Consider the following 12,053-nt stretch of genomic DNA (forward strand, 5'->3'; position numbering starts at 1 on the left):
AAACACTTTCCAAACAAGACACTCTACAGAAATCACCCGGAGGTGCCTGCCCAGGGCGGCGGAGGCTCGCGGGTCAAGGGTGGAGCGAAGCGACATCGGGCGAAGCCCGACGCCGAAGGCGCCCTTGACGCGTGAGTCGCCGCCCGTACAATCCCGCCACCACCACCGAACACCTAGGACGAGGCGCGCACCACGGCCCCACCAGCGGAACCGAGCACCGAGAACGACGACCACCAACCGGGCAGCCGTCAAAGAGCCCGAAAAGGCCCGGCCATCATCGCTCAAGCGGCACTGGTCAACGGCGGCACCTGAGGCATCACAACAGGAACAAGAATCCGAAGCCACTCCCCAAGCGTGGGCGCCTCGGCGAGCTGAACGAAACTGACCTCGGCCCCGGCCTCCCGCCACCGCTCAACCAGCATGACGACCCGAACGGAGTCCAACCCGAACTCGAACAGGTTGTCGGACTCCTCGGGCAGGACATGCAGCAGAGAAGCCACATCCGCCCGCACAACATCGGAAGTCAACACAAAGCACCACCCCGATCTCCAGGAAACCAGGCCGGCGGCGCACCATCGCGCCGCCGATCCAGGGGGTGCACGAGAAACACCACGGGCAACACCCGAGCAGACAACACGCGGGCAGCACCCGAGCAACCCGAGCGACAACACTCGGGCAACCCGGGCCGAACCCGAGCAACAGCACGCGGGCAACCGGAGCGGCGCCCGAGCCGAACCCGAGCGACACCCGCGACACCGCGAGCGGCACCCGCGACACCGCGAGCGACGCTCAGTCGTCGTAGACCGTCACCCGGTAGGACACGGCCGGCTCCGGTGTCGCGGTGTGGAGGGCCCGGTGGATGAGGCTCCGGTTGTCCCACACCAGCATGTCGCCCTTCTCGAAGGTCTGCAGGTGGATGTTCTCGTGCTCATAGGTCCGGTCCAGCTGGCCGGTGGCCTCGAGCAGCTCGTGCAACAGGTCCGGCCGGGACACTCCGTCAGCGTCCTCGACGGACATGGTGAAACCCTCGCTTATGTATAGAACGGTCTCACCGGTGTGCGGGTGCGTGACGGCCGTGGGGCTGACCACCGGCGGGGTCTTGGCGTTGACCTCGTCGATGATCTCCGAGATGGGCCGGTACACGTCGTCGGGCCGGATCTTGAAGTAGCGCAGGACGCTGTGCGTCGCGGTGGTGCCCTTGACCGCCAGCTTCAGGTCCTCGGACAGCTGCTGGTACGCGGTCGCCATGTTGATGAAGAACGTGCCGCGGTTCTTCGTGGGCACGACCTGCGGGTAGATCAGCGTGAGGTCGAACGGGCGCGGCATGAACTGGTAGTCCGAGTGCCAGAACTTGCCGGTCTTCGGGACGCCGATCTGCTTGCCGTCCTCCTTCACGTTGGAGGAGACGAACACCTCCTTGACCTTCGGGTGGTGGTAGACCGGCTCGTAGTACTCCGCGACCTCGCCCAGCTTCTTGCCCAGCGCCAGGAACTCCTCCGGCTCGAGGTGCTGGTTCTTCAGCACGGCGATCTTGCTGGTGTAGACCGCCTTCTTCAGTTCGGCGATGTCCTCCGCGGTGGCGGTGTTGGCGTCGAAGCCCTCCACCACGACACCGAGCGTCTTGCCGTCCTGTGGGGAAATTTTCATGACCTGTCCTTCGGTAATCGGCGGTGACCACATGAGAAATTCATGTCCACACTCACAAACCATCACTGCGGTCTCGTGAAAGTAGTCGGTGCCCACCCGTGACTGGTTCCCGAGACGCCCCCACAAATCCTCATCTGGGCGCGGTTAACGATCCATACCCTGTCCTCAGTGGACATAAACACGCAACGACCTTGAGTTCACCTGGTCGCACACCCGAGGCGCACTCGCGCACGGCGACGCGCACACCTCTCGGTGCTACAACGGAAGTCGGGGGCGCGCGTGTGCGCGCCGCGAGCGACCTGTAGGCGCACACGCGCGCGAGGAGCGACAAGTGCAACCGGATGCCGGCGCGCCACCACCAGAGTTCCGTCTGCAGCTCTGGTCGTTCCGTGACGACGTGGCCATCGAGGCGGGCGGGGGCCGGTCCCTGACCATCCTGACCCGCTGGGGCGACGTGCAGGTTCCCGACGCGGCACCCGGCGTCGAGGACTTCTTACGCCGCATGACCTACGGCCCCGTCGCGCTCGGCAACGCCGTCGACCTCGACCCGAAGAACCTGCACGAGACGCTCGGCAGGCTGCCGGGCTGCGTGGTCCACTCGCTGGCGCTGCGGGACGCGTCGAGCCCGCTGCTGTCGGTGGTCCCGGTCTCGCCGCGCGGGCTCTTCGACCTGCCCCACCAGGGCCGGCTGACCGACACCAGCCCGATCCGCCTCTCCCGCTTCGCCTTCATCCGGGAGAACGGCGACGAGCTGCTGGTGGAGTCCCCGCTCGCACACCACCGCGTGGTGCTGCACCGCCCACTGGCCTCCTGGGTGGTCGGCGCGCTCGGCCGGCCGACGACCAGCACCGAGGTCGCGCGCGACGCCAACCTCCCGCGGCCGCTCGTCCTCGAGATCGTCGCCTACCTCGCCGGCGCGGGCATGGTGCTGCTCGGTGCGGAGAACGGGAACGGCGACGCGCCCACCTTCGCCGAGGACCGGGACCCGGCGCTGCTCACCTGGTCCCCGCACGACCTGCTGTTCCACTCCCGCAGCAGGCTCGGCCGGCACGACAACCCGGCGGGTGCCGCGTTCAACCACATCAGCACGGTGCGGCCGCTGCCCGTGGTCAAGCCGCTGCCGGACGGCCAGCGCCACCCCCTCCCCCGGCCGGACCTCGACGCGGCCGCGGCACCGGGGATGTCACTGACCGACGCCATCGAGCACCGCCACTCCGTGCGGGTGTTCGCCGACGAGGGCCCGACCGCGGCACAGCTGGGCGAACTGCTGTACCGCACGGCGCGGATCCGCTCGCAGCGGGAGGTCAGCGGCGCCGGTGACGTGCGGTACACGGTGTCGGAGCGGCCGTACCCGAGCGCGGGGTCGCTGTACGAGCTGGACCTCTACCTCACCGTCGACCGCTGCCCCGACCTGCCGCGCGGGATCTACCACTACGATCCGGCCGGTCACGCGCTGACGCTCATCAACCACTGCGCGCGGGACGTCGACGAGCTGATCGCCGGCGCGACCGTGCTCATCGGGTCGTCCAGGCCGCCCGTGCTCATCACCATGACGGCACGGATCGGGCGGCTGTCGTGGGTGTACGACAGCATCGCCTACGCCACCACGCTCAAGCACGTCGGGGTCCTGCAGCAGACCATGTACCTGGTCGCCACCATGTTGGGGCTCGCGCCGTGCGCGCTCGCCATGGGCGACAGCGAGCTGGCCACGGCCGCGTTCGGCCTGTGCTGGCCGGCGGAGGTGAGCGTTGGCGAGTTCGCCGTCGGGGTTCGGGGTCACTCAACGGAAACGGGGGTGAACACACAGGAATCGTTGCGCCGCAAGGGGGGTGCGCAGCCCGATCGCGCGTGATAAAACGGGAGGCGCATCGGGCCCGGAGGGACGCCGAAATGATCAAGGTGATGCTTGCCGAAGACATGCACATGGTCCGTGGTGCCCTTGTCGCGCTGCTCAACCTCGAGCCGGACATCGAGGTGGTCGCGGAAGTGGCCAACGGCAACGACATCGTGCCGACCGCGCAGAAGGTTCGGCCCGATGTCGCCGTCCTCGACATCGACCTGCCCGGCAAGGACGGTCTCACCGCGGTCACCGAGCTGCACGAGGCGCTGCCGGGAACCCGCACGCTGATCCTGACCGGACTGTCCCGCCCTGGCAACCTGCGCCGCGCGCTTTCGGCCAGGGTCACGGGTTTCATGCTGAAGGACGCGCCGGCCGCGCAGCTCGCCGCCGCCATCCGCAGCGTCGCCGCCGGCCGCCGCGTGGTCGACAGCCAGCTCGCGATGTCCGCTTGGGACAGTGCGGAGTCCCCGCTCACGGCACGCGAGACCGAGGTCCTCCGGCTCACCGCCGAAGGCCTGCAGGCTGTCGACATCGCGTCGAAGATGTTTCTGTCAGTCGGCACTGTCCGGAACTACCTCACCACCATCATCGGGAAGCTCGCGGCACGCAACCGGGTCGACGCCATCCGCATCGCACGGGACGCCGGCTGGCTGTGACCGCGGTGGTCGCGCCCCGTGCCGCGCGGTGCGCAACGGCACCCGGGCCCGCAGCCGGAACGTGTTGTCGGCGCACTCGACGGTGACGGTGCCGCCGATCTCCTTGGCACGCACCGAAAGGTTGTGCAGTCCGCCCGGGCCGGCGCGTACCGGAGCCGCACCCTCCGCGGTCGTGTCGTTGACGATCTCGATCGAGGCGTGCTCGTCGTTCTGTCGAATGATGATTTCGCAGTGCTTGGACTTGCTGTGTCGCAAGAGGTTCGTGACACCTTCGCGCAACACGGTGGCCAGGACGGTGCTCGCGTGCACGGGCAGGTCGGTGTGATCGCTGTCCAGCCGCACGGTCACGTCCGCCGCCGACAGCACGGACATGGCCGAGCGGCACTCCTCCTCGAGCGACATCTCGCGGTAACCGCTCGCGACCCTGCGCGCGTCGGACAGCGCGAGCCGCGAGATCTCCAGAACCTCCAGCAGCTGGTCGGCCGCCTCCCGCGGCGAGGACTCCATGAGCCGGTGGACGAGCTCGATCTTCAGCGTGATGGCGGAGAGGCTGTAGCCGAGCAGGTCGTGCAGATCGCGCGCGAACCGCAGCCGCTCACCGAGCACCGCCATCCGCGCGATCTCGGCGCGGTTCTCCCGCACCTCGGTGACCAGTGCCGCGAGCCGGGACAGCCCGTAGACGACGAGCCCGGTGGTGATCGTGGAGACGACGGCGTAGAGAACGTCGAGTGGCCGGCCGGTGAACATCCACTCCACGCCACCCATGCTGGCCACGACGAGGCCGAAGGCGACCCACGCGGACACGTGCCGCAGCGCCAGGAGCACGCTGCCGGCGAGGAACCCGGGCATGCCGGCCCAGGCCTGGCCGAAGATCAGGATCGGCAGGTAGACGAGCAGGGCCTGGGCGCCGAGCACCACGTAGCCGAACGGGCTGTGGAGCCGGCGGGTGTGCGCGTACCAGCGCAGTTGCATCAGCATCAGCACGACGATGCTGCCGAGCGAGAGCACGATCCCACCCATGCCGATGCCGGGTAGCAGCAGGACGTGGACGAAGCCGATCAGGCCGATGCACACGAAGACGGCGGTGACGACGCCGACCGCCAGCCTCGGGGCGGGGAACGGGCCGAGACCCTCTGGTAAATGGCCGGGAGCGGTGCGCACGGGAGCGACTCCGGCTCGGGCTCACGTCCGCCGGCGCACGCGCCCGCCGGGCGCGCGCCGCACCCGCGACCGGCCGATCGTGGGTAACGCGAGAACAGACACTCTGTTCACCTCAGTAGCTCCGCCCGGTACGTAGGTGTGTGTCCCGTATATACAAATGCACTATCCCGAGCAGATTACACTATGTCCGTAGCGGTCGGGTGAATTTCCTACCGCGCGTTAGGCCTTCCGGACGCATTTCTCCGACGCCGACCGCCGCAACCAGTTCCTGCCGCGCCCGCGCGACCCGGGCGCGAATGGCCGCCACCGGGCAGTCGCAAACCTCGGCGGCCGCCGCGTAGCCGAGCCCGAGCACCTGGGTGAGCACGAACGCGTCGCGCCGGTCGTCGGGCAGCGTCCGCACCGCCCGCGTTATCGCGACCGTGTCGTCGGCCCCGGGCAGCTGCCGCTCGGCGGCCCGCTCGGCGGCCCGGTGCCGGACCTGGTCGGAGACGCTCCGCGACCGTGTCCGGAGGTGGTCGGCGGCGACCCGCCGCGCGATGCCGAGCACCCAGGTCCGGGCGCTGCCCCGGAACCGGTGCGCGCCTCTCAGCGCGCGGACGAACGTCTCCTGGGTCAGCTCCTCGGCGGCGGGCTGACCGACCAGGTAGAGCAGGAAGCGCCAGACATCACGCTGCGTGGCCCGGATCAACGCGTTGGCCGCGTCCCGATCCCCGCGGCCAGCCGCGACGGCTAAGTCCGTGACCTCGTCCCCTGAATCCGACATGATTAGAGGATAACTCCTGAATTCGCGAAATGTTGATCAGTCGAGTCCCGGTCAAGTCTGGTTCATCGCTATATTCAAGAATGCGCTGGAACCAGCCGGCACCCATTCCCGACTACTAGGACGTGGACTGCGAACACTTCCGAGAGGCCCTCAGCGCCCGCCTCGACAACGAGGAGGTCGCCGACCACCCCACGGACGCGCACATGGAGCACTGCGCCGACTGCGCGTTCTGGTACGAGGCCGCGGCACTGATCACCAGGCGCACGCGGACGAGCGCCGTCGTCGCCTGGCCGGACGTCGCGGACGCGGTCCTGGCCCGCGTGCCGTCCGGCGCGGAGCGTTCGTGGTCGCGGCTGCGCCTGGCGCTCGGCGGAGTGGGTGTCCTGCAGTGCGGCACCGGCGTGCTGACCCTGGCCGGCAGCGGTCCCGACGCCGGCGCGTGGCAGCTGGCCCTGGGTGCGGCGGTGCTGACCCTGGCCGCCCTGCTGGGGCGCACAAGCCGGCCACCCCGCCCGTCCCCCACCCCGGAACCGGCCGCGAACCGCCTTTGCCGGCCAGCTCCGGCGGCCGAGGTGACCCCTCTGACACGATCGATGACCAGATCGGCCAAAAGCGCCTGAGTTTCACCGCGGCCAGCAAACCGAACAAAGCCTGCTGAATGCTGTCATCGGTGCGCCCCGGCAGCCGGTCCGAATGATGACAATCAATAAGCGACTGGCGCCAACCCCCGGGAGGAGCTGGCGCCGCGACGGCGAGCACGGATCAGCCGGCCCGAGCGAGGGGCCGGGCTCCATAGGTGATCCGCACGACGCCGTCGGCATGACGCTCAGTGACCGCGGTCACACCGAAGACGTCCGACAGGACCTCGGGCGTCAACGCCTCCAGCACGGGCCCCGACGCCACGACCCGCCCGGACTCCAACACGACCAGCCGGTCGCAGCTGCGTGCGGCCAGGTCCAGGTCGTGCAGCACGGCGAGCGTGGTCACGCCGACGGTGTGCACCAGCTCCAGCAGCTCGAACCGGGCCCGGATGTCCAGGTGGTTCGTCGGCTCGTCCAACACCAGCAACGACGGCTCCTGCGCCAACGCCCGCGCCAGCAACACCCGCTGCCGCTCGCCGCCGGACAGCGAGCCGTAGATCCGGTCCGCGTACCCGAGCATCCCGGTCCGCGACAACGCGTCGTCCACGATCTCGCGGTCGCCGACGGTCTCGCGGTCGAACATGCCCTTGTGCGGGGTGCGCCCGAGCGCCGCCACCTCCCGCACGGTGAGCCCCGGCGGCACCGGGCTGTTCTGCAACACCGCCGCGGTCAGTCGCGCGGCCGACCGGGCCGAGAGCGCCCAGACGTCCGCGTCGCCGAGCAGCACGGCCCCCGACGACGGCCGCACCGACCGGTAGATCGTCCGCAGCAGCGTCGACTTCCCGCTCCCGTTGGGCCCGATCAACCCGACGACCTCCCCCGGCCGCACCGAGAGGCAGACCGACGGCAGGATCTCCGTCCCCCCGATGGCCACGCTCACGTCGCGAACGGACAGCTTCATGACGCCATGCTCCGATCCCGACGCATGAGCCAGATGAAGAACGGCGCGCCGAACAGGGCGGTCAGTATGTTGAGCGGCAGCTCGTTGGGCGGGTCCAGCGTCCGCGACAGCAGGTCCACGACCACCAGGTAGGTCGCCCCGACCAGCGCGGCCAGCGGCAGCAGCCGGCGGTGGTCGACGCCGAACGCCAGCCGCACGAGGTGCGGCACCATCAGGCCGACGAACCCGATCCCGCCGGCCACCGCGATGAGCACCCCGGCCAGCAGCGACGTCAACACGATCAGCAGGACCCGCAGCCGCTTCACGTCGATCCCCAGCGCGGTCGCCGACTCGTCGCCCGTCACCAGCGCGTTCAGCTGCCGCCCGTAGAACGTCAGCAGCACGGTCACCGCGACGACGACCACTCCGGCCACCTGCAGCTGCGACCAGTGCGCCCCGGACACGCTGCCCAGCAGCCAGAACATGATCTGCCGCATGTTGTTGGGCTCGGTCCGCAACTGCAGGAAGCTGGTGATCGACGTGAACACGTAGCTGACCGCGACCCCGGCGAGCACCAGTCGCACCGGGTTGAGCCGGCCACGCTGCTGCCCGAGCAGGAACACCAGCCCCACCGCCAGCAAGGCGCCGACGAACGCCGCGCCGGACACCCCGAGACCGCCGAGCGCGCCGGCGCCCAACGCCATCACCACGACCGCGCCGACCGACCCACCCGCGGACACCCCCAGGATGAACGGGTCGGCCAGCGGGTTCGAGACCAACGCCTGCAGCACGACACCCGCCACCGCCAGCCCCGCGCCGCACAGCGCGGCCAGCAGGACCCGGGGGATCCGGAAGGTCCAGACGATCTGGTCGAACGCTCGGTCCACCCCGGACGGCGTCCCCGTCAGGTGCGCCCACACGATCCGCCAGCTGTCGCCGACCGACACGGACACCGACCCGACCGCGGCCGCCACGAGGACCGCGAGCACCAGCAGCCCGCCGAGCACCAGCAGGCACACCGACAGCGGCACACCGTGCAGCGGCGCCTGCCGCGCGGAGGCCCTGACCTTCCGCGCGACAGGCAACTCCCTCACCACGGCGCTCATGCTTCAGAACACCTCGGGGTGCGCGACGTGCGCGATCCTGTCGATCGCGAGGTCGTTGCTCGGGCCGAGGTAGATCGAGTCGGACAGCACGACGAAGGACCTGTCCTTCGCGGCGTCCCACTGCGGGAACTCGTCGAACAGCCTGGCCGCGTCGGCGGCCGGATCCTTGGACATGTAGTTGACCACGATCAGCAGCTCGACGTCCGCCTTCGCGACCTGCTCACGCGACGGGTTGGCGAACATCTGGTCGGACGCGCCGGCGAACACGTTCTCCACGCCGGCCTTGGCCATGATGTCGTTCCAGATCGCCTTGGCGCCGACGGAGCTGAACTCGCTGCCCATGGCCATGCCCGGGATGATCAGCATCGCCTTCTTCTTCGGCAGGTGCGCGACCTGCTGCTGGATGCGGGCGACCTTCGCCTTCGCGTCGGCGACGAGTTTCTCCGCCCTGTCGCTGACGCCGAAGATCTTGCCGAGGTCGCGCAGGAGCCGATAGCTGTCCTCGATGGACGGCGTACCGCTGACCGTGCCGACGTCGCCGCAGGTGCTCTCCGGGGAGTAGGTGTTGGCACCGATCGCCGCCAGGTCCTCGCGCGTGGCGAACCCGGACTCGGCGCGGAACCCGCCGTCGTAGGTGGAGATCACGAAGTCCGGCGCCAGCCCGATCATCGCCTCGCGCGGGATGTCCATCATGTCGTTGAGCTTGATGCCGCCGGTCGGCAGCTTCGCGATCGCGTCGACACGGCCGGGCACCTCGGACGCGCCGTAGGACTGGGCGTTGGCGATGATCCTGTCCCCGAGGCCGAGCGCCAGCAGCGAGGACACCTCCGCGACCGAGCCGCCGTTCATGACGACCACCCGGCTCGGCGCCCGCGTGTACGTGTACTTCTTGCCGCAGTTGGTGATCGTCACCGGGTAGCCGGCCGCGGGCGCCCCGCTCGTCGGGTCGGCGCTCGTGGTCGAGGTGGCGCACGCCGTGGCGGCGAGACAGACGACCGCCGCCGCCGCGGCGGCGAGTTGCTTGAGCTTCATCGGTTCTCCTTCAGTTGGTTGCGGCCGCGGCCGCTTCCTTCCGTTCCGCTGGCAACGCGGTGCCCGCGGGTTCGTGGGGTGGCAGCCGGTGGAGCCGTGCGCTCAGCAGGCACGTGGTCATGGCGAAACCCGCCAGCAGCAGCGCGGCGAACGTGAACGCCAGCGCGTGGTCGCCGAACGGGACGCCCGCGTCGCCCGGCGTGGCACCGAGCACGGTCCGGTAGCAGACCCCGGCCAGCGCGACGCCGAGCGCGAGGCCCACCTGCGTGACGGTCGTCGCCATGCCGGACGCGGCACCCGCATCGGTCGGCGCGACGCGGCCGAGGATCCCGGCCACCAGCGGCGCGACGACCAGTCCCTGCCCGAACCCGGCGAGCGCGATCATCACCACCAGCAGCGGCGGCTGGAGCTCGCGCGGCAGCTGGGCGATGAGCGCGCCGGCGTAGAGCACCGTGGCGACGAGCGCGGTGCCGGCGACGGGGAGCGGCCGGCGGACGCGGTGGCCGAGCCGGCGGCACGCGGCCGAGCCGAGCGCGAAGGTGATCCCGAGCGGCACGAACATCAGGCCGGCGGTGGTCGGCGCGATGCCGAGCCCGGTCTGCACGTAGTACGTGAACACCAGGTACAGCCCGGCGCTGGTGGCGAAGAAGGACAGCACCGTCAACAGGGACAGGCGCATCCCCGGGGCGGTGACGACCCGCGGCGGAAACAGCGGGTCGCCACCGCCTTTGTGCGACTCGCGCTGCTGGGCGGCCAGAATCGCGAACACAGCGAGCGCGAGCCCCAGGCCGAGCCACAGCCACCACCTGTCGCCCGGCCCGAGGATCAGTGCCACCAGCAGGGCGGGCAGCCCCACGGTGGTCAGAAGTGCGCCGAGGACGTCGAGGCGTTGGGCCGCGGCACGCACGTTGTTCGGCACCAGCCGCGCGAGTGCGAGGACCGCGACGCCGATCGGCACGTTGACCAGCAGGACGGGCCGCCAGCCGAGCCCGGCGACGTCGAGGTCGACGAGGATGCCGCCGCCGGCGATCCCCATGATCATACCGAGGCCGATCACCACGCCGTAGGCGCCGAGCACCTTCGCGCGCCGTTCCGCGTCGGGCACGGTCGCGCGGATGATCGCGAGCACCTGCGGTGCCATGAACGCGGCCGTCGCGCCCTGCAGGAACCGGGCGGCGACGAGGAGCTCGGCGTTCGGCGCGAGTCCACAAAGGAGGGACGTGAGCGTGAACCCCGCGACGCCCCAGAGGAACACGGTCCGGTACCCGACCCGGTCGCCGAGGCGGGCGCCGGTGATCATCAGGGCGCCGAACGCGACCACGTAGGCCGCGCCGACGAGCTGGATGTCGTCGAACCCGGCGCCGAGGTCGGCCTGGATCGACGGGCTGGCCACGTTGACGACGAACCCGTCGACCTGGGTCATGAACGTCGCGGCCAGCACCCCGGCGAGGCCGAGCCGGCCCTGGAGGTTCACGACACCCTCCTGAGCCCGGTGCGCTCGGCGATGGTGCCGCCGATCAGCGCGAGCGGTTGCGCGCTCGTGATGGCGTCGTGGGTGCAGGCGATGCGGTGCACGAGGACCTGACCGTCCACATGAGACGACCAGGTGGCGGGGCCGGGCCAGTCGGGTGTCTTCCCCTCGGTGGCCTCGAACAGCAGCACGTCGCCGGCGAACCGGCGCGGCGTCCACTCGGCGCCGATGCGGGAGTGGTGGACGAACGCCCGGTACACCAGCGCGACCTGCTCCGGGTCCAGGTCGCCGAGCGTGGCCGCGACCTCCGCCTCGGTCGCGGGTGGCACGTCGCGCCAGGCCTTCGGGAAGGGGTAGGAGTCGAGCAACGCGAGCAGCGCGACCGGTTGCCCGAGCTCCCGCAGCCGCACGGCCATCTCGTGCGCGACCAGGCCGCCGAAGGACGCGCCGAGCAGGTGGTAGGGCCCGGTGGGTTGGATCTCCCGGATGCGCCGGACGCAGTCGGCGGCCATGTCCGCCACGCTCCGGCCGGTGGCGCCGAGCAGTTGCAACCCGTGGACGGGCCGGTCCGGCAGGCTCGCGAGCAGGCCGGTGTAGGACAGGGCGAGACCGGTGGCCGGCGCGACGCAGAACAGCGGGGGCAGGCTTCCCCCGGCGCGCAGTGCCACCACGGCGTCGGCGGCGGCGTCCGCGGTGTCCCGGGCGAGCGCGGCGGCGAGCTTCGCGACCGTCGGCGCCTCGAACACCGTGCGGATACCGATGGCCACGCCGAACCTCTCGCGGATCCGGGTGATCAGCTTGGCCACGAGCAGCGAATGGCCGCCGAGGGAGAAGAAGTCGTCGTCGACACCGA

General features: G+C 70.3%; 12 protein-coding genes. 3 read left to right on the forward strand and 9 right to left on the reverse strand.

Annotated elements, in window-relative coordinates; all coding sequences use genetic code 11:
• Positions 1-281: 281 nt before the first annotated feature.
• Positions 282-530, reverse strand: a complete 249-nt coding sequence (locus tag ACJ73U_RS19880; RefSeq protein WP_407779153.1) for a phosphopantetheine-binding protein — start codon at positions 528-530, stop codon at positions 282-284.
• Between the two features lie 259 nt (positions 531-789).
• Positions 790-1,647 (reverse strand): TauD/TfdA dioxygenase family protein, encoded by an 858-nt coding sequence (locus ACJ73U_RS19885; RefSeq protein WP_407779154.1) that lies wholly within the window; start codon positions 1,645-1,647, stop codon positions 790-792.
• 331 nt (positions 1,648-1,978) lie between these two features.
• On the opposite strand from ACJ73U_RS19885, the gene ACJ73U_RS19890 reads away from it, so the two are divergent.
• Both ACJ73U_RS19890 and ACJ73U_RS19895 read left to right on the forward strand, forming a co-directional pair.
• Positions 1,979-3,499, forward strand: a complete 1,521-nt coding sequence (locus ACJ73U_RS19890) for a SagB family peptide dehydrogenase (protein ID WP_407779155.1) — start codon at positions 1,979-1,981, stop codon at positions 3,497-3,499.
• 38 nt (positions 3,500-3,537) lie between these two features.
• Positions 3,538-4,143 carry a DNA-binding response regulator gene (locus ACJ73U_RS19895; RefSeq protein WP_407779156.1) on the forward strand — a complete coding sequence of 202 codons (606 nt, stop codon included), beginning with the start codon at positions 3,538-3,540 and terminating at the stop codon, positions 4,141-4,143.
• On the opposite strand, the gene ACJ73U_RS19900 is transcribed toward ACJ73U_RS19895, so the two are convergent.
• Entirely contained in the window at positions 4,039-5,304 is a 1,266-nt protein-coding gene (locus ACJ73U_RS19900; RefSeq protein WP_407779157.1) for a sensor histidine kinase, read from the reverse strand. The genes ACJ73U_RS19895 and ACJ73U_RS19900 overlap by 105 nt on opposite strands.
• 181 nt (positions 5,305-5,485) lie before the next feature.
• Positions 5,486-6,070 carry a sigma-70 family RNA polymerase sigma factor gene (locus tag ACJ73U_RS19905; RefSeq protein WP_407779158.1) on the reverse strand — a complete coding sequence of 195 codons (585 nt, stop codon included), beginning with the start codon at positions 6,068-6,070 and terminating at the stop codon, positions 5,486-5,488.
• Positions 6,071-6,192: 122 nt separating this feature from the next.
• On the opposite strand from ACJ73U_RS19905, the gene ACJ73U_RS19910 reads away from it, so the two are divergent.
• Positions 6,193-6,690, forward strand: coding sequence for a hypothetical protein (locus ACJ73U_RS19910; protein WP_407779159.1), 498 nt, complete (start codon positions 6,193-6,195; stop codon positions 6,688-6,690).
• Positions 6,691-6,832: 142 nt separating this feature from the next.
• Here ACJ73U_RS19910 and ACJ73U_RS19915 read toward each other — a convergent pair whose 3' ends face one another.
• From ACJ73U_RS19915 to ACJ73U_RS19935, 5 genes are all read right to left on the reverse strand, one after another.
• Positions 6,833-7,612: an ABC transporter ATP-binding protein gene (locus tag ACJ73U_RS19915; RefSeq protein WP_407779160.1), complete on the reverse strand. Its 780-nt coding sequence runs from the start codon at positions 7,610-7,612 to the stop codon at positions 6,833-6,835.
• A complete protein-coding gene (locus ACJ73U_RS19920; RefSeq protein WP_407779161.1) occupies positions 7,609-8,697 on the reverse strand; it encodes a FecCD family ABC transporter permease in 1,089 nt (362 codons plus the stop codon). The genes ACJ73U_RS19915 and ACJ73U_RS19920 overlap by 4 nt, the downstream gene beginning before the upstream one ends.
• Positions 8,698-8,700: 3 nt before the next feature.
• Positions 8,701-9,729 (reverse strand): ABC transporter substrate-binding protein, encoded by a 1,029-nt coding sequence (locus tag ACJ73U_RS19925; RefSeq protein WP_407779162.1) that lies wholly within the window; start codon positions 9,727-9,729, stop codon positions 8,701-8,703.
• A 10-nt stretch (positions 9,730-9,739) separates the two neighbouring features.
• On the reverse strand, positions 9,740-11,203 hold the full coding sequence (locus tag ACJ73U_RS19930; protein ID WP_407779163.1) for an MFS transporter: 1,464 nt from the start codon (positions 11,201-11,203) through the stop codon (positions 9,740-9,742).
• Positions 11,200-12,053: thioesterase domain-containing protein (locus tag ACJ73U_RS19935; RefSeq protein WP_407779164.1), on the reverse strand; the 854-nt coding region annotated here is incomplete at its 5' end. The genes ACJ73U_RS19935 and ACJ73U_RS19930, both read right to left, overlap by 4 nt.

Source organism: Actinophytocola sp. (assembly GCF_045807065.1).
In the GTDB taxonomy this organism is placed as follows: Bacteria; Actinomycetota; Actinomycetes; order Mycobacteriales; family Pseudonocardiaceae; genus Actinophytocola.